This is a genomic window from Propionivibrio pelophilus DSM 12018, from assembly GCF_059569095.1.
In genome coordinates this window covers 1-20,202 of sequence record NZ_JCANUT010000066.1, presented here as the reverse complement: position 1 = coordinate 20,202, position 20,202 = coordinate 1, and the positions used below count along the sequence as shown (strand labels likewise).

At 56.0% G+C, this 20,202-nt stretch carries 18 protein-coding genes and 1 pseudogene; 9 read left to right on the top strand and 10 right to left on the bottom strand.

Annotated features, from left to right (window positions below; translation table 11 throughout):
* The 5 genes from recD2 to istA form a co-directional block, all read right to left on the bottom strand.
* On the bottom strand, nucleotides 1-1,810 hold a 1,810-nt coding region (gene recD2, locus BO74_RS18485; protein WP_496444464.1), incomplete at its 3' end, for an SF1B family DNA helicase RecD2.
* Nucleotides 1,811-1,815: 5 nt separating this feature from the next.
* On the bottom strand, nucleotides 1,816-2,379 hold the full coding sequence (locus tag BO74_RS18480) for a hypothetical protein (RefSeq protein ID WP_496444462.1): 564 nt from the start codon (nucleotides 2,377-2,379) through the stop codon (nucleotides 1,816-1,818).
* A 47-nt stretch (nucleotides 2,380-2,426) separates the two neighbouring features.
* The gene (locus BO74_RS18475) at nucleotides 2,427-2,741 is read right to left on the bottom strand and encodes an integration host factor subunit beta (RefSeq protein WP_496444460.1); all 315 of its coding nucleotides are present in this window, start codon (nucleotides 2,739-2,741) and stop codon (nucleotides 2,427-2,429) included.
* A gap of 326 nt (nucleotides 2,742-3,067) precedes the next feature.
* A complete protein-coding gene (istB, locus tag BO74_RS18470) occupies nucleotides 3,068-3,868 on the bottom strand; it encodes an IS21-like element helper ATPase IstB (RefSeq protein ID WP_496444458.1) in 801 nt (266 codons plus the stop codon).
* Nucleotides 3,861-5,351 carry an IS21 family transposase gene (istA, locus tag BO74_RS18465; RefSeq protein WP_496444468.1) on the bottom strand — a complete coding sequence of 497 codons (1,491 nt, stop codon included), beginning with the start codon at nucleotides 5,349-5,351 and terminating at the stop codon, nucleotides 3,861-3,863. The genes istB and istA overlap by 8 nt, the downstream gene beginning before the upstream one ends.
* Nucleotides 5,352-5,529: 178 nt before the next feature.
* On the opposite strand from istA, the gene BO74_RS18460 reads away from it, so the two are divergent.
* A complete protein-coding gene (locus BO74_RS18460; protein WP_496444456.1) occupies nucleotides 5,530-6,405 on the top strand; it encodes a hypothetical protein in 876 nt (291 codons plus the stop codon).
* Between the two features lie 84 nt (nucleotides 6,406-6,489).
* The gene (locus BO74_RS18455; protein ID WP_496444454.1) at nucleotides 6,490-7,476 is read left to right on the top strand and encodes a hypothetical protein; all 987 of its coding nucleotides are present in this window, start codon (nucleotides 6,490-6,492) and stop codon (nucleotides 7,474-7,476) included.
* Nucleotides 7,477-7,563: 87 nt separating this feature from the next.
* Here the strand turns inward: BO74_RS18455 and BO74_RS18450 are convergent, their stop codons facing one another.
* A complete protein-coding gene (locus BO74_RS18450) occupies nucleotides 7,564-7,719 on the bottom strand; it encodes a helix-turn-helix domain-containing protein (RefSeq protein ID WP_496444452.1) in 156 nt (51 codons plus the stop codon).
* Between the two features lie 177 nt (nucleotides 7,720-7,896).
* Here BO74_RS18450 and BO74_RS18445 point away from each other — a divergent pair, with 177 nt between their 5' ends.
* Entirely contained in the window at nucleotides 7,897-8,310 is a 414-nt protein-coding gene (locus BO74_RS18445) for a DUF3135 domain-containing protein (protein ID WP_496444466.1), read from the top strand.
* 53 nt (nucleotides 8,311-8,363) lie between these two features.
* Here the strand turns inward: BO74_RS18445 and BO74_RS18440 are convergent, their stop codons facing one another.
* The 3 genes from BO74_RS18440 to BO74_RS18430 are packed head-to-tail and all read right to left on the bottom strand — an operon-like array spanning nucleotide 8,364 to nucleotide 13,830.
* Nucleotides 8,364-10,367: an ATP-binding protein gene (locus BO74_RS18440; RefSeq protein WP_496444450.1), complete on the bottom strand. Its 2,004-nt coding sequence runs from the start codon at nucleotides 10,365-10,367 to the stop codon at nucleotides 8,364-8,366.
* Between the two features lie 44 nt (nucleotides 10,368-10,411).
* The gene (locus tag BO74_RS18435) at nucleotides 10,412-12,937 is read right to left on the bottom strand and encodes a PAS domain-containing sensor histidine kinase (RefSeq protein WP_496444448.1); all 2,526 of its coding nucleotides are present in this window, start codon (nucleotides 12,935-12,937) and stop codon (nucleotides 10,412-10,414) included.
* 8 nt (nucleotides 12,938-12,945) lie between these two features.
* Nucleotides 12,946-13,830: a transporter substrate-binding domain-containing protein gene (locus BO74_RS18430; protein ID WP_496444446.1), complete on the bottom strand. Its 885-nt coding sequence runs from the start codon at nucleotides 13,828-13,830 to the stop codon at nucleotides 12,946-12,948.
* A gap of 227 nt (nucleotides 13,831-14,057) precedes the next feature.
* Between BO74_RS18430 and BO74_RS18425 the strand changes: the two genes are divergently transcribed.
* The 5 genes from BO74_RS18425 to BO74_RS18405 all read left to right on the top strand — a co-directional run bounded on the left by BO74_RS18425 (nucleotide 14,058) and on the right by BO74_RS18405 (nucleotide 19,483).
* Nucleotides 14,058-14,678, top strand: a complete 621-nt coding sequence (locus BO74_RS18425) for a response regulator (RefSeq protein ID WP_496444444.1) — start codon at nucleotides 14,058-14,060, stop codon at nucleotides 14,676-14,678.
* Between the two features lie 114 nt (nucleotides 14,679-14,792).
* Nucleotides 14,793-16,190 (top strand): putative bifunctional diguanylate cyclase/phosphodiesterase, encoded by a 1,398-nt coding sequence (locus tag BO74_RS18420; RefSeq protein ID WP_496444442.1) that lies wholly within the window; start codon nucleotides 14,793-14,795, stop codon nucleotides 16,188-16,190.
* Between the two features lie 40 nt (nucleotides 16,191-16,230).
* Nucleotides 16,231-17,352, top strand: a complete 1,122-nt coding sequence (locus tag BO74_RS18415) for a histidine kinase (protein WP_496444440.1) — start codon at nucleotides 16,231-16,233, stop codon at nucleotides 17,350-17,352.
* A complete protein-coding gene (locus BO74_RS18410) occupies nucleotides 17,345-17,716 on the top strand; it encodes a response regulator (RefSeq protein ID WP_496444438.1) in 372 nt (123 codons plus the stop codon). The genes BO74_RS18415 and BO74_RS18410 overlap by 8 nt, the downstream gene beginning before the upstream one ends.
* Before the next feature lie 72 nt (nucleotides 17,717-17,788).
* Nucleotides 17,789-19,483 carry a bacteriohemerythrin gene (locus tag BO74_RS18405; RefSeq protein ID WP_496444436.1) on the top strand — a complete coding sequence of 565 codons (1,695 nt, stop codon included), beginning with the start codon at nucleotides 17,789-17,791 and terminating at the stop codon, nucleotides 19,481-19,483.
* Between the two features lie 252 nt (nucleotides 19,484-19,735).
* On the opposite strand, the pseudogene BO74_RS18400 reads toward BO74_RS18405, so the two are convergent.
* Nucleotides 19,736-19,879: pseudogene (locus BO74_RS18400) on the bottom strand (IS91 family transposase); the annotation flags it as partial.
* 23 nt (nucleotides 19,880-19,902) lie between these two features.
* Here BO74_RS18400 and BO74_RS18395 point away from each other — a divergent pair.
* Nucleotides 19,903-20,202, top strand: a 300-nt coding sequence (locus BO74_RS18395) for a helix-turn-helix domain-containing protein (RefSeq protein ID WP_496444434.1), incomplete at its 3' end; no start/stop codon positions are given.

The following is a 20,202-nucleotide window of genomic DNA, read 5'->3' as shown; positions in this document are numbered from 1 at the left end:
AGTTGTTTTCGATCTGCATTACCTTGTCGCCGACCGAGAACCGATAGCCGAACTTGTCTACGCTCCCTTCGCGGGGGGGATTGAGCGCCTCCTGCAACACCTGGTTGATACCCCGGGCGCCGGTGAGGCCACGATTCATGGGACACAGCACCTGAATGTCCCGCACCGGATCGACAGCGAATTTTCTGGGCAACCGGGTCTTCACCAGATCGACCACGGTCTGGGCGATGGCCTCGGGCGTCTCGGCCGGCACCAGGTAGAAGTCGGAGTCCTCGCCCTTCTCGGGCAGCGCGGGAAAGTTCCCGTGGTTGATCTGGTGCGCGGCGCGGATGATGCGCGAGGTGGCGGCCTGACGAAATACTTCCGTCAGCCGGATGACGGGCACAGACCCGGATCCGATCAGGTCGGCCAGAAATTGGCCGGGGCCGACGGAGGGCAACTGATCCACATCGCCAACGAAGATAACCGCCGAGGATGTCGGCACCGCCTTGAGCAACTGGTTCGCCAGCGGCACATCGATCATCGAGCACTCGTCGGCGATCAGAAGATCGCATTCGAGCGGGTTGTCTTCATTGCGCTTGAACTGCCCGTTCAAGGGATTAACCTCAAGCAGGCGGTGGATCGTCCTGGCTTCCAGACCGGATGACTCCGTCAGGCGCTTGGCGGCCCGTCCGGTGGGCGCACACAACAGGGGTTTTACCCCCTTCGCTGTCATGAGGGTGAGGATCGATTTGACCAGCGTGGTTTTTCCGACCCCGGGACCGCCTGTGATCACCAGCAGTTTGGAGGACAGTGCAAGACGAATGGCGTCCTTCTGGCTCTCGGCAAGGGACATCGAGAGCTTGGCCTCGGCCCACGGGATCGCCTTGTCAGCATCGAAGCTCGGCAGCCTGCTGACGCTGACCTGGAGGCGACGGATCTGGGCCGCAATGGACTGTTCAGCGAAGTACAGCGGTGCCAGAAACACACAGGGCTGGCCATCGACGGACTCGGGATACAGGATTTGCTCGTCAATTTCCTGGGCGATGGCGGATTCGATGATTCCGGGGGGAATCTCCAGAAGCTTTACCGCCAGAGGGACCAATTCCGCATAGGGTAGCCCGCAGTGTCCCTGCGAAGCGGCTTCGCTGAGTGCATAGGAAATGCCGGCGCGGGCACGCAAGGGGGAGTCCTTGGCGATACCGATCTTCTGAGCAATCGTGTCGGCAGACAGAAAGCCAATGCCACGAATGTCGGCCGCCAGTCGATACGGATTCTCCTTGACGAGTTCGATGGCGTCCGCGCCGTAGGTCTTGAAGATGCGGACGGCTCGGGAGGTGGAAACGCCATGGGCGTGCAGGAAAACCATGATGTTACGGATGACCTTCTGGTCGGCCCAGCCGGCGGTGATCTTTCTGGCGCGGACGTCGCCGATACCGGTGATTTCACGCAGGCGTTCGGGTGATCGCTCGATGACGTCGAATACGTCGACGCCGAAGGCGCTGACCAGTTTGCTGGCATATATGGGACCGATTCCCTTGACCATGCCCGAGCCGAGGTAGCGTTCGATGCCGGTCAACGTGGTCGGCGGGGAGATGGTGACGAATTGTGCCTTGAACTGGCGTCCATGTTCGCGGTCGGCGACCCATTGCCCGGAGGCGCTGGCGTATTCGCCGGGCGTGACGGTGGGGGTATGTCCAATCAGTGTGACCAGATCCCGCTCGCCCTTGACCTTGAGACGCAGGACGCAGAAGCCGTTTTGCTCGTTATGAAAGGTGACCCGTTCGACCAGGCCGGCGATGCGCTCAAACTCGGGAGCAGAACCCGCCATGGCCGCTACAGTTGGTCTTCATCGTCGATGATGCGGGCGTTCCCGGCAATCAAGCCCAACTCGCGCTCGGCAGCCTCTTCTGCACAACCCTCGACAACACGATGAAGCAGGGCGTACGCGACGCGCCACTGCAGGGGCCCGACCTGGACCGTCACCGTCTTGTCGTTGAGCCGCACGATCCTGCCACTACGCTGCTGCTGATGTTTATCGACGAATCCGACGACATCGCCGATCGCGACGCTATTCCGCCCCAGGCCTTTTACCGGTTGCTCGCGAATTTCGACGTCCACCCCGTCGAGATTGATGGCCGCATAGGCGATCAGCCAGCGCTTCTGGGTTTCCAGGTCAAGCACCACCGCCTGCTTCCGGCGTTTTTCCAGCAGTTGCCCTTTGTGCGCCCGATTGGTTTGCGGATCAAAGTAGTCAATGTTCTGGCCGATGCGCAGTCGGGCCTGCACGGCGACCATCCAGCCCGGCTGGTCCAGAACCCGGTCAATGGCCGCACGAAGACGGAAGAGGTCAAAGGCCGAGGCTTCCTGCAATTCCTTGAGTGTTCTTGTGAAGTCCATGGGAACCTGCGTCGCTGCTGTGTTAACCTCAACCGGAAAGCGAAAGGCTACGCCGCCTTCCAGACGGCCCTGAGGGGGTCTGAAATCTCATCGACGCGCTCGCGCAATTCCTTGCCGGCCTTGAAGTGCGGAACATACTTCGCGGGGACGGCAACTTTCTCGCCGGTTTTCGGGTTCCTGCCGAGGCGGGGCGCGCGCTGGTTTAGGGCAAAACTCCCGAATCCACGAATCTCGACGCGCTGACCGTCACACAATGCACGGGACATGGCCTCAAGGATTTCCGACGACGCCATGGCGGCGTCCTGGCTGGTCAGGTGCGGGAAGCGCGCGCTCAGGGCGGTGATGAGTTCGGAACGAGTCATGCCATCGATTGTATAGGAGAGCCAGAACGGCGCGAACCCCGAACGACGACACCCGTTTTTCGACCCGTTTTTGCCTCGTGGTCGAACCAGCCCACCTATCGAGTTCCCCCCGTGTCGGCGCGCGTTTAAAAGTACCCAGCGATGCGCGTTGAACTTTACCCAGGGACTTTAGCCGCCCGTCATGGTAGCGACTGATTTGAAGTGTAGCGCAATGGTGGTCGTGAGCACCTCCTTTATTTCCTTGTGACGTTAGCAGGCGGTACCGAATTGCGTGGGGGAAGCCGCGCAGGGCGGAGCCCGGAGCGGATTTTCCCACGCGACAGCATTCAGAACGGTTCCTCCTCGGCTTGTTTCCCTAATCTGCTCTGTTCTCGGGCCTTGATGCGCGACTTCGCCGTCGTCGAGCTGTGCCGGAATCGATACGACTCATTACCGGTTTCGACGATGTGGCAATGGTGTGTGATCCGGTCGAGCATCGCGGTGGTCATCTTGGCGTCATTGAAGACGGTCGCCCATTCCCCAAAGGTCAGATTGGTCGTGATCATCACGCTGGTGTGTTCGTAGAGTTTTGACAGCAGATGAAACAGCAAGGCGCCGCCCGATGGGCTGAACGGCAGATACCCCAGTTCGTCGAGAATGACCAGGTCCATGCGCAGTAACGAGAAGGCCAACCTCCCGGCCTTGCCCGCCGCCTTTTCCTGCTCGAGTAGATTGACCAGATCGACCGTCGAGAAGAAGCGCACGCGTTTGTTGTGCCGGGTAATGCCGGCGACGCCCAAGGCCGTGGCCAGATGCGTTTTACCCGTTCCCGTGCCGCCAATGAGCACGACGTTGTGCGCCTGCTCCGTAAAGGCCAAGGTCGCCAACTCGTCGATCAGACGCTGGTCAACTTTCGACTGGGCAAACTCGAAGCCGGCCAGATCACGGTGCACCGGGAACTTGGCCGAATGCAATTGATAGCGGACCGAGCGCATGTGTCGGTCCGTATGTTCGGCCTGAAGTAGATGCTCGATCAGCCAGCGTGACGTTTGCACGCCCATTCCGTTCTCGTCGGCAGCGACTTCTTCCCAGGCGCTGGCCATGCCGTACAGCCGCAGTTCCTTGAGTTCGGCAGTAATGTCACGCATGGCTTACCTCCTGGCGCAGACGGTCGTACCGGTGCGTGTCCGCTATCGGCGCTTCTTCGACGGTCAATGCGGATTCGACCTGCGGCGGTGGCGGTGCGGCTTTTAGTCGGTGGAGCACGTTTTCAATGTGCTCGGAACTTGGTGTCCCTGATTCGAGTACCAGATCGACGGCGACCAGCACGGCATCCAGGCCATGCCCCGGTACGGCGGCAAGGACCTTGGCCATGATCCGGTCGCCGCCTTCACGCTTGAGCAGCAGCCCCCTCAATTTCTGCATCGGCGCCGGCAGGTCGGCAAAGGGGGCTCCATTACGCAGCGCACCGGGTTTGCGCTCAATCAGCGGAATATAGTGTTGCCAGTCATAGCGGGTTTCCATCCGGCTGAAACTGCGCAGGTGACTGGCGACCACCGCATCGTGAGCGACGAGATCAATCCGCTCCGGATAGACCCGGATGCCGACCATCTGCCCGACCAGTTCGCACGGGGCTGAGTAACGATTGCGGTCAAAGGTGACCAGACAAGTACTCGAGACTTTGCCGATGGTTTCGACGTAGCCGTCAAACGGGACGATCATCGGCATCAGATGCGGCTGTTCCTGTTCGAGCAGTTCGGCCAGTGTCAGGTCGTACTCGGGGTGGCGCAGTTCCTGCCACAGCGTCCGGCAGCGTGCCAGCAGCCACAGGTTCAGTTCGGTGAAGCTGCCGAACCGTTCCTGCGCCGCGTCTTGCCAGATCCGCCGCCGGGTGTCTTGGACGTTCTTCTCGACGACGCCTTTCTCCCAGCCGGAGGCGACGTTGCAGAAGTCCGGATCGAACAGGTAGTGCGAGGCCATCGCGGCAAAGCGTGTATTGACGACCCGAGCCTTGCCTTTCTTGACCTTGTCCACGGCCGTCTTCATGTTGTCGTAGATGCCTCGGCGCGGGATACCGCCCAATGCAGCAAAGGCCCTGGCATGGGCGTCGAACAGCATTTCGTGGCTTTGCGCCGGGTACGCTTGAACGACGAACGTCTTGCTATAGCAAAGCTTCAGGTGCGCCACCATCAGCTTCCGCCAGACGCCGCCGATGACCAGATGCTCTTCGCTCCAGTCGAATTGATGGGCTTCTCCCGGGGCAAACTGCAAGGGCACAAAGGCTTTTGTGACGGCGGAACCGCCACTTTCCCGCCAGCGGCGGATGAATTCGGTGACCCGGCTGTAATCCCCGTCAAAGCCCAACCGCTTCAACTCGGCGTGTAGCTTCAACGCGGTGCGCCGATCCCGTACGGGGCGCCGCGCATCCGTTTCCAGCATCTTGACCAGTCGCTCGGCAAAGGGCGCTATCTTGGTCTCGCCGACCTTCCTGCGATAGCTCGGCTCAACGCCTTCCGGTGCCTTCAGCCACTTGCGGATCGTCTTCCGTGTCAGCCCCGTTCGCCGCTCGATCTCCGACAGGTTCAACCCGTCCCGGTAATGCAGTCTTCTTACTTTCCCCAGCAAATTCATGGTGATCATCTCCTCGGTTTCCCCGCTCCAAAACGGAGCGAAGGAGGTTAATCACCCTGGGTAATTTTCAGCGTGCGGATACCTCCAAATCTGGGTCCTTTTCAGTGCGCGTCAACACGCTGCCATCAATCTGCGCACGACCACTGCAGATCTGGAAATGGCTGTGGGTGGCGGCAACTTGAGCGCCACCGTTGGCAGCGTCACCGGCACCTTGAGCTTCCAGACGCTGGACATGACCGCGGCTGTGCCCGACGCCAGCGTGGCCGCAGCCCTGGGCGCAATTGCCTACGACGGTGATGTGGCATTCGATCTGACCGCCAAAGTGGCGGGCACCGACCCGCTGAACGTTGGCGGTGTTCAGTACGAACAGGAAGTGGTCAATGGTGGCACCGGAACACCGCACATCGTCAGCCTCACGCTCAACGACACGGTGTTCGACGATGCCGCGCAAACGCCGATCGGGACGGTCGTGACGGTGCATATCGATGGCGTGGACGTCAGTGTGACGATCGATGACACGCTGGTCGGCTCGCTCACCGATCCGCAGTTGCGCTCCGAGGCGATCGTGTCGGCGCTCAAGGCGGCCATTGAAACGGCCACATCCGCAACAGACATCGGCACGGTGAAGCAGGGCTACGACAACCGCGGTGTCTTCACCGAAGTGAGCGTGGACGGAGCGCAAGACGGCGACAACGTGCTGCAGATCACCGCCAACAGCAACGGTGCGCACCTGCTGGGCGACACGACCGACGGCACCTTGACGGTGACTGTGGTCAAGCCCGGCAACGTCAGCGTGCCCCTGGCCGTCACCGTGGGCGTGGTACAGGTGGGTGACATCGACTTCGACTACACCAGCGGCACAGATACGGTGTCCGACACGGTCGTGGGCCGAAACGAGGGCTTGTTGTCCGACACCACCGTGAACGACGACTCCATCGACTTTTCCGTGGACGGGGTGACGGTCACGAACGTGCCCTACAACGGCGGCTACAGCGAACTGCCGCTGGTCAAGATGGACTCGGAGGCGGGTGAGCTGGACAACCTGAAGGAATAGACGGTCGAGAACCCAACCGACAGCAACGGGTACTGGGGCGCTGCCGCCCTGTCAGGCGGCAGCGCAGGTGTGGCGCAGTCCTATGTGAACCCGACGGACAGCTACAGTGCCGTGTCGGGTTCGGCCAACAACGGCACGGTCGACGGCACGGGTGACGCTTCGTTCGCCGGCGACAACGCGTTGACCGGCGTCAACGGTGTCGACCAGACCACCACCAACCCCGACAGCAGCTACGTCGCCGCCACCGATTCGCCCGCCGCCGGCACCACCGGCACGGGTGACGCCGGGCTGTACGGGTCGGATGCGGGCACCTACGTCGACAACGGCCTGGACACGAGCTACCTGGCTGGTGAAACCGCCGGCCAGGACGGCTTGTACACCGCCAACGGCGCGGACAGCCTGACCGACAAGATCGACGTGTACGACGGCCAGGCCGAAGGACCGGGCGTGGTGGGGGAGGCCGAAGGCAGCTTGACGGACACCGCCAGCAGCACCGACGGCTTCACCGTGACCCAGAACGATGCCGGCTTTGCCGCCTACAGCTGGGACAGCGCCGTTCCGTCGACGCTTCAGGATGCGCAGGCGGGTTACGACACCGTCAACCACTTCCAGGTGGGCACCGACCTGATCGCTCTGGAGGGGGCGTTGGCACAGAGCACCGTCGCTGGTGAAACCGTCGACGTGGTCACCGGGGACGGTTTTGACCTCAGCAGTCACGAGTTCGGGCTGCTGCAAAGCGGCGCTAGCGGTGTGGTAGTGGCGAACCTGACCGACGCCGATGCGGTGGCGGCAGCGCTGAACACTGCTTTCGAGTTCAATTTGCGCACTACCGACAACAGCAGCCTCAACACCACGGTGTTCGGCGTGACGGCTTCGGACGATGCCACCACCACGGCGATCTGGGTTCACACCCAGGCCAGCACGGGTGACGACACGGTGGATGCGCAGGAGCTGAGCCTGCTGGGGGTGGTGCACACCACTGGCGAGGAATTCACGGCGGCGAACTTTGCGGTGTGGGATGACGCAACCCAAACCTTCGTGGTGCCGACGCTCTCTGTAATGCCGACCTGATCTGGTCCTTGGCGAGCGCGTTCAACGCCACCGGTTTGCCCGGTGGCGTTCTGTCCCGTCGTGCCCGGTACCGGCGCCTTTGGCTGCTCAGCGCCGCGCCCGCCAATCGCCCGGGCTCATGCCGGTCCAGTCCTTGAATGCGCGGATGAAGCTCTTCTCGTTCTGGAACCCGGCCGCCAGCTGCTCGGCATTGTGCATGGCCAGTGCGTCGTCGTGCAGGGCCTGGCGCACGCGCGCGACCATCTCCCTTTCAGCCTATTTCTGAAGATCCAGGCTGCCTTCCCCGGTAACGCGCGATGAACCCCTTTTTGGGCCGGCAGAGGCAGTATTTTTCACGCAGTCAAAGCTATTTGTTGATTAAGCAAAAGTTGACCTCTTTTGTTTAGCGAGAATTTGTTAGTGGAAAACGGCTGCCGCTTAATGAGAAAACCGAGGTCGGCGCGATCAGGAGGAAGACAGGCTATGAGTAATCCTGCAATGACGCTTCCCAGTTATGAGGCGCTATCGAAACTCGCTAGTGATGATCCTCAGGCCTTCGAGGCGTTACGCGCTGAGTTGGTGTCATGCTTTATCGAAAGTGCTCCCAAACACCATCAGCGGCGTCTGCGCGGACTTCAGTTTCGGGTGGATTCCATCCGCAGCCTGTCACGGTCGCCACTCGGAGCGCTCCTGAAGATACAGGCGCTGATGTGGAACAGTTTTCTGGACCTGGACCACGAATTGAAGGCGTTCGGCAGTGTCACGGAATCCGCTCGCTCCTCCAGTCGGGAGCCGGCAGACACCAAGCCTCATCCCGGGGAGTGTGCTCGCGTCATCGCGTTTCGATCGCGTTAGCGTCGGTTACCGGTCAATTCATCGATGACTTCGCCGGGAGCTTGCATTCCTTTTTACTCAGCGGCTGGCAGCACCAGAGTGACAGCGGTTCCTTTTCCAAGAGCGGAGGTGATCTCGATTTTGCCACCAAGGAGTTCGATGATCTCCTTGACGATTGACATCCCCAGCCCAGTACCGGAGATCTTTCCACTTCCGTCTGCACGGTAGAAACGCTCGCAGACGCGGGCAGTTTGTTCAGAACTCATGCCGATGCCCTGGTCGGATACAGTGATGCTTACAAATCCCCTGGCAGAATCGGTGCAGGAATTTGCGTGGATCGTGATGGCTCCAGCATCAGGAGAATATTTGACCGCGTTACCAAGGACATTGGTGAGAGCCTGTCGCAGTTTGGGAGCATCGGCCATAACCGATTTCAGATCCGCAGGCAGGTCGACTACAACGGGCCAGCGCTCTTGATCGATTCGCATGTTTTTGAGTACGTCATCAACAATGGAGTCGAGAGCAAGCGCCTCAACGGGGAAGTTGTTACCACGACGAGACTCTATGCGAGCCAAATCGAGGAGTTCGTTGATGATTTCAATGAGTCCGGCACTCTGCGCGTGAATAGTTTGAAGAAGGTCTTTCCGGGTTTCTGAATCGAACTCGCGGGTGATAAGGAGTTCGGAGAACCCAAAAACGCTTGCCATTGGTGCTCGCAGTTCGTGGGCAGCGTGAGAAACAAAGTCGCTTTTCATCTTATTCATTTCTGCTTCATACGTTACATCACGTACGTAGAGTATCTGCGAGATTGCCGCTGCGCTGGTAAGTCGTAAGGTTAGCTCTAGGACGCGCCGGACTTTTCCTGCCAGCTCTACGCGAAGATGGTGCTGACCAGTGGCGTCGTCCATCAATGCTTGCCACATCTCGGTAACACCGCCAGAACTTTGTGCTGGCACACAAATGGCAGAAAGAGACGTAAAGAGATCGCGCTTACCCAGTCCGATGATTTCCGCGTTCTTCTGACCTGTCATTTGAAGGTAAGCAGGGCTTGCATATTTCACGCACAGACCAGCATCAAATGCCACTAAACCGTCCGGGCTAGAAGCAAAAACCGCATCAAGTTGCGCGTCATGATCAGCATTGCAAGCTTCGGCATCATCTGGTTGCTCAGCAATGTCTGCATGCGATCCGGCGAAGCCCATAGTTTCACAGACAGTTCGATTTCCGGAACCGCATTCGAGGTTGGAACCGCTACAGCCGTCGTGCGAGCGCACCTCGTCTGGGGGGAGATCGCGAAACTCTCGCGGCGACATGCCGAAGCGTTCCCGGAAAGCGGTGGAGAAATTCGCTGGGCTGGCGTAGCCGAGGTCGATCGCGACGGATTGCACATCCAGATTGGTATTTCGGAGTAAGCAGCAGGCTTCCTTCATCCGTGTCTCTCGCAGATAGCGGAGCGCGGTTACGCCAGTAAACTTGCGGAAGGCTTCGTTGAGGTTATGTGTATTAGTGCCAACCGCACGCGCAAGAGTCGATAAGTTCGGGGTTTTGGCAAGGTCCTCTAGCAGCAGGCGCTGAGCTGCGCGGAACACGCGGTGCTCAACCGAGTTCACAGGATGGTCGCCAAATGCTGCAGGAGCGGGTGCCGCGCGCCCCTCGTCACCGTTTCGAGCAAGGTGGATGGTGATCCTCAGCTTCACTTCTTCGAAGTGGTAGGGCTTGGTTATGTAGTCGACCGCGCCTTCGGATAGGCCGATCACGCGCTCTTCCGGCAAGGCGGCAGCGGTGAGAAAGATAACCGGGATACTGGCCGTCCTAGGGTCAGCTTTGATCTGCCGGCAGGCAGCAATGCCATCGCACCCGGGCATGTAAATGTCCATGAGGATGAGGTCTGGAAGAATGTAGCGCGCCTTCTCGACTGCATCATTTCCGTCGATGCCAATATGGAGGCGATAACCGTGGAGGCGAAGGAGGTCGCTGAGCAATTTGCGCTCTTCCTCGCGATCGTCTACCAGAAGAATACGTGCCGATTGGCTGGTTCTACGCCTGTTTGGCATGGTCAGATAACTATCTCTTTCCATATCGCTTCCTCATAGCGAAATTGGAGCTCGGCGTAAAGCTTCTCCTACCCAAAAGCAGGCAACAACAGAGTGACAGCGGTTCCTTTCCCAGGAGAGGAGGTGATCTCGATTCTGCCACCAAGGAGTTCGATGATCTCCTTGACGATTGACATCCCCAGCCCAGTACCGGGGATCTTTCCACTTCCGTCGGCACGGTAGAAACGCTCGCAGACGCGGGCAGTTTGTTCAGGAGTCATGCCAATCCCTTTGTCGGATACCGTGATGCTTACAAATTCCTTGCCTGAATCAGCGCGGGTGTCTGCTCCGATTGTTATAGCGCCGCCATCACGAGAATACTTGACTGCATTGCTAAGGATGTTGGTGAGAGCCTGTCGCAATTTGGAGTCATCGGCCATCACCAATTTCAGATTGGCGGGCAGATCGACTACAACGGGCCAGCGGTCTTGATCGATTTGCATGTTTCTGAGTACGTCATCAACAATAGAATCGAGGGCAAGCGCCTCGACGTTGAAATCCTTGCCTCGGCGGGACTCTATGCGAGCCAAGTCAAGGAGTTCGTTGATAATCTCAATGAGCCAGCCAGTCTGCTTGTAGATGGTCTGAAGAAGGTCTTTCCGGGTTTCCGAGTCGAATTCATTAGCGAGAAGGAGTTCAGAGAATCCAAAAATACTTGCCATTGGTGTTCGTAATTCGTGGGCGGCATGAGCAAGAAAATCACTTTTCATCCTCTCCACTTCCACCTCGTGAGTTACATCGCGTACGTAGAGGATCTGCGAAACGGTCGTTGCGTTGGCAAGCAGAAACTTCAATTCAAGGATGCGCGGAATATTTCCTGCCAATTCTATTCGATAGTGGAATTGACTCACCTGAAAGCCTGCTTCGCCCAACACAGCTTGCCGCATCTCGTCGATTCCGCAAAAATTCGCTGTGGGAATGCACATGACGGAAAGTGATGCGGAAAAGGCTTCCTCGCTAATCCCGATGATTTCCGCGTGATTCTGTCCTGTCATCTGAAAGTAAGCGGGATTTGCGTACTTCACGCGCCGGTCTGCATCAAATGCGACGAAACCGTCCGGACTCAACGAAAAAATTGTATCAAGTTGTGCGTTACGATCCTCAATGCATGCTTCGGCGACGCGCTGTTCGGTAATGTCGGTATGCGAACCCGCCATGCGGATTGCTTTACCATTGGCGTTGAACATAGCCCGGCCACGATCAAGAATCCATTTGTAGCTGCCATCCTTGCAACGAAGGCGTTGAGGACACTGATAAAACGCAGTTTCGCCCCGCAGGTGTCGCTGAACCGTCGCCATGACATGATCAATATCTTCTGGATGCAATAATTTGCTCCATTCTTCGACATTCCCTTTGATGTCTGCGTCATCGTAGCCCAGCATTTCTTTCCAGCGGGTTGAGAAAAAGACACTGCCGGTACGAACGTCCCAGTCCCAAATACCGTCATTTGTACCTGCAACTGCCAATTCCCAGCGCTCCTTGCTTTCCGCCAGCGCTTCTTCAAGCAGTTCACGTCGACGAATCTCCTTCGATAGCTCTTGGTTTCGTTGCTCTGTGACAGTTCGCTCCATTTCAGCCAGTGCAATGTCAGATTCGAGTTGTTCCGCACGGTTGCGCACGCTATTCAGCTTAAAGGATCCAGACAACAGGAGCAGGAGCAACAAGCCTGCACCGGTGAACAGGTGGCGGGAAACGAAAGGGCCGAAGACAATACTCTCGGGAATGATGGATACGGAGACCAGCGGCACTCCCGGTACATCGGCCTTCACTATCAAAAGTCTTTCCGGCGCCGTGCTGCCATTCGGGTAATCGAGAACCTCATCGATCGAAGTAACATGGTTATCTCGTAGGCCAACGATACGCGTTAGCGTGGATTGGTCGAGAAACTGTTCGGTGCCCAAATCGCACACATGCTTGCCATCGAAAGTCAGCAGCAATTCCCGATATCCCGGCGCTACATTCGGTAGCACTGGGGCACGGAAGAATATGTCGAGTGGAAATTCAGTGGTCACCACGCCATCACGCTTCCCCTTGTATAGAACCGGTTCCGTGATCCTCAGCGTGCGCTGCCTGGTATCGAGAAAAACACCCGGCAGAACTTGGGAGAGAGAGATTGCCCGTTCTTGACCGGCACCTTGAACGCTCTCGGCGATTGCTTCACCTTGCTCGGAATAATAGGCTATGTATGGCGGCTGGATCTTCCATCGTGTTCCGAAATCTTCCGCATGTTGAACGAAGTTCACACTGATAGCAGCCTGTGACGCGGAAAGCCCATACCGCGGAGACATTCCCAAATCACGATTGACCAGGAAAGAATGAATCTCTCTCATACTAGCGTGATCTGCTGCTACAGTTTTCAATTGCGTCACGATATCGCCAAGAAACGCTGTCCGACGCATGTTGTCTGCGACGATCAACGCGTTTGCGCTCTGCTGCATGCGCTGCCAGGTTGCCACCGCATAGATCAACACCAGCACAGAGTAGAGAGCGAACGTGAGAGCAATCAGCAACGGCCAGTTGCGTCGCAAGCGAGGGAGCCAGGCGGCCGAAATCATCTTTTCGATTACCTGACTTTTGCGAAAAATTCGGGGAAATAGCTCTCAATAGTGGGGTAATACTTACGCACCAATTTCATGTAGGTTCCGTCAGCCCTGATCTTGCGTAGGTATTCGTTGAATGCATCTCGGAGTTGGGGAGCGTCCTGAGGAAATGCGGCCGCCATATTCTGTTCGATAGAGATAGGGCCGAGTATCTTGATATGTCCTGCCCACTTCTGGAGATCAAGCACTACATCGGCTACGTCGAGTAACGTGTAGTCCGCGACACCGTTGAGCATGGCCGGCACCATCTCGTTAATGTTCGTGTTTTTGGTGTACGGGCGCAGATCGATACCTTTTCTTTCCAAGCCATAGCCTGCGGGATCAAGGCAAGTGCTCTTCATCACCAGAAGACTTTTTTTCCCAATCATCGCTTTGGTAGCTTCGATATCCGTGGCGAGATTCTGGCCGACGACAGGCCGCTGCGGATCATTCGCTTTGGCAACGAGCAGTACCTGCGTGGGGAATACCGTGTCGGAGTAAAGCAAAATCTGCTCACGCCAGGGCAGCACAGTAAAACCCGTTGCGATCATATCGCCCTTGACTGGGAATTTTTCGCTGGAAAGCGTTACTTGCCCGCTTTTGACTGCAACCTTCCTACCCAGAAGGTCTTGAATGATGGAATAGAAATCGGAATAGACGAGTCGGTATTTCACGCCGATGTACTCTGCAAAACCTTTCGTTATTTCAACGTCAAGTCCGTCTCCGGCTCCTGTAACGAAGTTGGCGTAGCGAATACCCAGGTGCCGCAGTTCCCCGCGCGCCTTAATCTCCTTAAGGTCCTCCGATCTAGCGAGCGGCGACATCAGCAGAAGCAAGACTGCCATCAAGGCGGGCAATCGTTTTGTCATGGTGTAGTCCTTATCTTATCGAGTTGTACTCATTCGTTCGTTTCGTCGTCAACCACATGCCGGCTTTTTAGGGCCTTCTGCCCTGTGATACAAAATGCAAATATATGATAATATTTATTCTAATTTAGAACAATGATCGCCGCCCCTGCACTAGAACCCTGTCCTTGAGCGTTTTGCCTAGGCTGGGATTGACCAGGAGCAATTGCCTAGAGAAATCGCTTACTGAGATGACGCTAAGGACATTTTGTACGACGCGACAAGCGGCCGACTTGCTCGGCATTTCCCTACGAACCGCTCAATTGTGGGTGGAGAATGGCTTGCTGGAGGCCTGGAAGACAAGCGGCGGCCATCGGCGGATCGCCCGTGAATCGGTTGATCGCCTTCTTTACAGAAAGGAGGCCGACCAACCGCAGTTGCCAATTGCTTTATCTCGCAAGTCCTCACAAAGCTTGAAAATTCTTGTCGTAGAGGATGATGAGATCTTGGTGCGCCTGTATTCACACGTTATTCCCCGCTGGCCTGTTCCCACAAAAGTCACCATCGCCAGAAATGGCGTGGAAGCTTTGGTCAAGATCGGACAGGAACAGCCGGATTTCTTGATTACCGACCTGCTCATGCCGCACATGGATGGATTCGCCATGTTGCGGATTCTTCGAGCCATGCCAGAAATGGCGCGTATGAGCATCGTTGCAGTAAGCGGGCTGGACCCCAGTGAAATCGTAAAAAAAGGGGGTATCCCCGATTCCATTAAGCTTTTCCCCAAGCCCATCCCCTTTGGGGCACTACTGGATATTGCGCAATCGATCCTGGCGGAGAGAGCGTTATCCAGTAGTCGCCACCCAAGTTGATCGATATGAAAACATGGTGGTGGTCCATGCCAATCGCGTTGCAAAAAAAGTTAAATCTCAGAAAACTCGATCACAAGACGCTGAAATCAAACCGCTTGAGCAAAGGAGCCGGCCATGCTGAGTGATATTGCCCCTCCCCATGAATCCTTGATCTATCAACAGCTCTTTCGGTACGCGGAGGACATTCAGACGCTCCTGGACCAAAATAGCCACCTGAAGCTGAACAATGCAACCCTCGTTGGAAGCCGGATCGACAGTGTTACCGGATTGCCAACATGGGATTTTCTGGTCGAGCAGATGACTGGACTGCTGCTCGACCGCACGGAAGGCGAAAAATTGCTGTTGATCGCCCTGAACGTCAGTGGACTCAGGAAAGTCAACAATGCTTTCGGGCGTGAGAAAGGTGACCGCCTTCTTCGCCATGTGGGCGACAAGTTACAGCAAGCCATTCTGGAGAATGACCTTCTCGCGCGCGTCGACGGCGATGAATTTGTTATCGTCTCTCGGTTGTCTGCCAGCGAAGTCGAAAAATCAATTACCCATGAGCTATCTCCGCCCTTCATCATGGACGGAAATGAGATATGCATTGCAGTAAGCATGGGAGGGGCTTACATCACCAACGAGGGCCCCGATCTGCTTTCGATACTCCGGAAAGCCAGTGTCGCCCTTGGTATTGCAAGGAGCTACCGACTCCACCATATTTGCATTTATGCCCAAGCCATGGACTCGCTTTGTTCGCGCGAAAGCATGGCGATCGATACGGGCATTTGGCATGCGGCGCAACGCGATGAGCTTTATCTGGTATATCAACCGCGCGTCGCCACTCTCGATCACCGAACCCTTGAGGGGGTCGAGGCGTTGCTGCGGTGGTCACACCCCGTTCTTGGCGAGATTCCTCCCAGCACGTTCATTCCCGCCGCCGAGCGGAACGGCGCTATTGTCACCATCGGCGCCTGGGTTCTTAGAAATAGCTGCCAGCAGCTGAAGGCTTGGAAGGAAGCTGGCATAGAAAATATGACTATGGCAGTTAACGTCTCTCCGCACCAGCTGAGAAGCGACACCTTTCTCGATACGCTAAAAAAGGCATTGGAAGAGACCGCCATATCACCCGAATCGCTTGAACTGGAGATTATTGAATCGGAAATAATGTCCTCATTCGATCTCGTTAAGGATATCTTGACGCAAATCCGTGAAATCGGCGTTCGGATCGCCATTGACGACTTCGGGACAGGTCACTCAAACCTGTCACGCCTGAGAGACCTCCCCGTAAACCGGTTAAAAATCGACAGCAGCCTGGTATGCGACATAGCTACGGATCCCAGGACCCAAGCGGTTGTTTCGTGCATTATGGGTCTTGCTTCTGCACTGGACATCGACATCGTCGCGGAGGGGGTGGAAAACAGCAAGCAATTTGAGCAACTCAAGACGCTTGGTTGCCATTACGTGCAAGGTTACCTGTTCGGTCGTCCGCTGCGCCCAGACGACCTTCCTTCCTGGATCTCTTCAAACTAGCCGTGGCGGCGGATCAGTTTCTTTCCGGTTATTTGCATTCATGAACGAGAACGTACGACTGTTGTTTGACAACTTGCGAGAGGGGCTGCTGATCGCTTCGTCTCGCGCGCAACAGATTGTCTATGCCAATCCGCTTGCACGACGGATGGCGAGTATCAATGTCAATGACACTATTCCCGGTTGGCTGAGCACGCAAGTCTTAGCTGTCCAAAATGGTTACTTAACTTTGCCGTTTACGTTTCAAATCACCCTGAACAATGTTGAATCGGAAAATTTTCTCGCACACATCACGGTTTTGAGCAGCCCCGTGGTCACGGATTACGTCATCATTCTGAATCCCGCCACGGCGATACCAGACCCATTGCCAGCCATGAGCAACTTGGCTGAGATTCTTGATTGCGAGTTTTCGGCCCCCATGGCCAACTTCGTCACAGCGATCGCCGAATTACAGGAGCAGCTAGGCAATCTCCCCAAGGAAAGCCTGGGGGTTTTTTCAGCCATTGACTCGGTCAATAGAAACGCGGACGCTCTCAAGGAGAGCTTTTCCAAGATCTGTTTGATGTCTCAAGCATATAAATTCAACCCCATCCGATCCGATGAACGTATAACCTTGTCGCTGCTGATTGACGATGTCCTTAGCAACGTCAGCAAGTTGCTGATCAGCCGGCACGTGCGGGTGTCTTTCTCCGGGGTCGAGGACAATGTACCGGTGGTCTACGGAAACAAGGTCCTGATGACTCAAGCCATTGCGGGTTACGTGCGTGAGCTTGTCACTGGCGTTGATTCCGGAACGCACATTCTCTTCTCCATCAAGACGAACGGTCATTTCGTAATGCTCACTTTGAATAATTGCGGACGGATTCCGCCGACGGACAGAGGGGGGCGAAGGCTTCCGTATTTTCCAGGGAAACAACCAACTGGAGAGGACAATCGCGCTGAACTCAGCCTTTCAATGTGCCGGCGTGTCATCGAGCTGTCCGGAGGAAATCTTCGTATGGAGAAAAGCGAAGGGTTATTGGCCAGCATCACAATCGAATTACCAATCGGCGCTCCGAAAAACAAAAATGAAGAATATATACAGCAGGCACAACGCTATGCAGAGGATTTGGCAAGTTTGATGAAACAGAAAAACACTCACGATGAGGGAGCCTTAAATGGGTAAAAAAATCGTACTGATTGTGGAAGACAGGCCGGAAATACGGAAATTGATTCGACTCACTCTTGGCATGAATAACCTGGAAATCCACGAAGCAGACTCCGGTGAAACTGGCGTAAAAATGGCCAATGCATTGCGTCCGGCTTGCGTGCTCATGGATGTAATGATGCCGGGCGTAATCGATGGATACCAAGCATGCAAAAAAATTAAGGAAGATCAACAAACGCAAAAAATCCCCGTGGTCATGCTGTCAGCCAGAGGGCAGGCGACTGATCTTGCCGAGGGGAATAAAGCCGGGGCAGATGCTTATCTCGTAAAGCCTTTCAGCCCTTTGCAGTTGCTTCAAACGGTCCAGCGGTTTGTGGATTGACGCCACCTATACAGGTCGAACCGGGCTGCTCATGCGCGATGACCCCGGGATGCCTGCATTCTGCATAAGCCTATGAATAGAGTAGAAATATTCCCCTGGAACGATCGGTTCGCAACTGGAATCCCTGATGTCGACAAACAACATCAGCACTTGGTCGATCTGCTGAATACCTTGGTCAGCCATATGGCTTTTGGCGACACAGGCTCAACCATCAGCGCGATTCTGGATGAACTGAAGCGTTACGCCGAAATCCACTTTCGCTCGGAGGAAGCGGTATGGAAAGAGGTTTTTGCTGGCGACGAATGGGAAGCTAGGCATGAGGAGTCGCACCAGCAGTTCGTAACCGAGATCCTCGAACTGGAAACACAAAGCATCTCGTGCTCATCCGACAGGATGCTGAAGACACTCATACGCTTTCTGACTCACTGGCTTGCCTTGCACATCATCGAGCAGGACATGAAGATGGCGAAAACGCTTGGAGCAGTACGCTCAGGCCATTCCTTGACAGAGGCGAAGAAATTAGTTTCCGAGGAAATGGCCGGCCCAGCAAGGGCGATGATCGACACGGTAATGTATATGTACGATTGTTTGGCCGATCGAACCTTACAACTTTCAGCGGAAATCGACAGGCGTTCCAAAGCAGAGCAGCGTTTGATCGAGGCTAACGCTGAACTGCATGCCAAGAGCTGCATCATAGAGGATCGTAATGTACAACTGAACGCGATGTTCAACCTCTCTCCCGATGGTTTTGTGGCGTTTTCGCGGGAGGGACGGATCAAATTTGTTAATCCCGCGTTCCACGCCCAGACCGGAATTGCACCCGAAGAAATCCTCGGAGATGGCGAAGACGCTCTGAATCTATTGCTGCAAAAGCGTTGCGACTTGTCAAAGCCCTACACAGGAATAAAAGCGACTATTGCCGACATGGCCGAAGCTCCGCTCACTGTCGATTTCTTTCTGAGTCATCCACGCCGCGCCGTTTTGCGGATGATTGGCATATCAAGTGATTCTGCCAGCATTTCGAAGATTCTTTATTTTCGCGATGTGACGCAAGAATCGACAATTGATCACATGAAGAGTGAGTTCCTGACGACTGCTGCTCATGAGTTGCGCAACCCGATGGCCAGTATCTATGGTTTTTCCGAAGTATTGATGTCTCAGGATATTGAACCGATTGCTCGGAAAGAGATTGCCGGAATCATCCATGACCAGTCAGAAATCATGGTCACCATTCTGAACGAGCTGCTTGATCTGGCGCGAATCGAGTCTGGGAAAGGCAAGGACTTTGACCTTCAGAGGTTGCCTGTACAACACCTTCTCGATTTCGCACTCGATTCATTCATTCCCCCAAGCGGCAGAGATAACCCAACACTTACCTACCCGAAAGAGGCCGCTTATATCCTGGCTGATCGTGAGAAGTTCACGCAAGCGCTAACAAACGTGCTTTCCAATGCGTACAAATACTCTCCCGGTGGCGGAGGAGTTGAAATTTCAATCGAACTTCAACCGGCACGCCCAGGCAAGAGCAAATTACGTACGCCGATGGTTTCAATAAATATTTCAGATCAAGGAATCGGCATGTCACCGGACGAGCTGGAGCGGGTCGGCGATCGCTTTTACCGTGCCGACAGAATTGGCACTATCCCGGGGACCGGACTGGGGATCAGTATCGTCAAGGAAATCGTGGAACTACACGGGGGGGAAATTAAGATCCATAGCGAATTAAATGTTGGAACAACCGTGGCTCTTCAGTTCCCGCTATTGTAGGCATGACCCATACGGCGAGGCGACGGACTAAAGAACAACTGTTTACGGCGAGAACAACGGTTGCATCACGGATAACGCCACTGACTACTTTGGGCCGGGTGTGAGTTCAGCTCAGAAGTTGTTGTTCAAGGCGTTATCCCGAAAGAATGACAGGCATGCAGCATATTGCTGACTGAAACGAATAACTGGACGAGCGGCCGGTTCGGTTAAGGTTTGTTCGACGCCTGCCGGACCGCGATGACAGTCGCCGGCCCAACGGTGCCGGTACGCGAGCACCGCCTCGGGGCCGGCAAACGGCCGCTTCGCATAGACCACCCACTCGCTGCCCCTGAGCGACGCCAGCCAACGTGCAAAGGCGTTCGCGCCAACTAGTCCATTGAACCAAAGAGATTGCACCCCATATGGTTTGCATGGGAAAGATGAATCTGAGTGATTTGGAGCGGGAAGAGTTGGAAGGCTTGCAGCGCAAGCGGACAGCGGCAATGGCGCAGGTTCGGCGCGCGAAGCTGATTCTTCTGCTCGATGACGGCGTGTCGCGGGACACGATCATGAATACGCTGGGCTGTGACTCGCGCTTTATCGCGACGTGGCGAGCGCGCTTTACCGAGGAGCGGCTGGCAGGCCTGTACGGTCGGCATCCGGGTCGCGCACCGCGGCGCAACTTGCCGCGCCTGGAAGCCCGTGTGCTCGACTACACGCTCAAGCGCAAGCCGAAGGAC

Coding starts and splice junctions, on each gene's coding strand:
- BO74_RS18480 (WP_496444462.1), bottom strand. CDS start 2,379: ATGGACTTCACAAGAACACTCAAGGAATTGCAGGAAGCCTCGGCCTTT.
- BO74_RS18475 (WP_496444460.1), bottom strand. CDS start 2,741: ATGACTCGTTCCGAACTCATCACCGCCCTGAGCGCGCGCTTCCCGCAC.
- istB (WP_496444458.1), bottom strand. CDS start 3,868: ATGCGTGACATTACTGCCGAACTCAAGGAACTGCGGCTGTACGGCATG.
- istA (WP_496444468.1), bottom strand. CDS start 5,351: ATGAATTTGCTGGGGAAAGTAAGAAGACTGCATTACCGGGACGGGTTG.
- BO74_RS18450 (WP_496444452.1), bottom strand. CDS start 7,719: ATGGTCGCGCGCGTGCGCCAGGCCCTGCACGACGACGCACTGGCCATG.
- BO74_RS18445 (WP_496444466.1), top strand. CDS start 7,897: ATGAGAAAACCGAGGTCGGCGCGATCAGGAGGAAGACAGGCTATGAGT.
- BO74_RS18440 (WP_496444450.1), bottom strand. CDS start 10,367: ATGGAAAGAGATAGTTATCTGACCATGCCAAACAGGCGTAGAACCAGC.
- BO74_RS18435 (WP_496444448.1), bottom strand. CDS start 12,937: ATGATTTCGGCCGCCTGGCTCCCTCGCTTGCGACGCAACTGGCCGTTG.
- BO74_RS18430 (WP_496444446.1), bottom strand. CDS start 13,830: ATGACAAAACGATTGCCCGCCTTGATGGCAGTCTTGCTTCTGCTGATG.
- BO74_RS18425 (WP_496444444.1), top strand. CDS start 14,058: ATGACGCTAAGGACATTTTGTACGACGCGACAAGCGGCCGACTTGCTC.
- BO74_RS18420 (WP_496444442.1), top strand. CDS start 14,793: ATGCTGAGTGATATTGCCCCTCCCCATGAATCCTTGATCTATCAACAG.
- BO74_RS18415 (WP_496444440.1), top strand. CDS start 16,231: ATGAACGAGAACGTACGACTGTTGTTTGACAACTTGCGAGAGGGGCTG.
- BO74_RS18410 (WP_496444438.1), top strand. CDS start 17,345: ATGGGTAAAAAAATCGTACTGATTGTGGAAGACAGGCCGGAAATACGG.
- BO74_RS18405 (WP_496444436.1), top strand. CDS start 17,789: ATGAATAGAGTAGAAATATTCCCCTGGAACGATCGGTTCGCAACTGGA.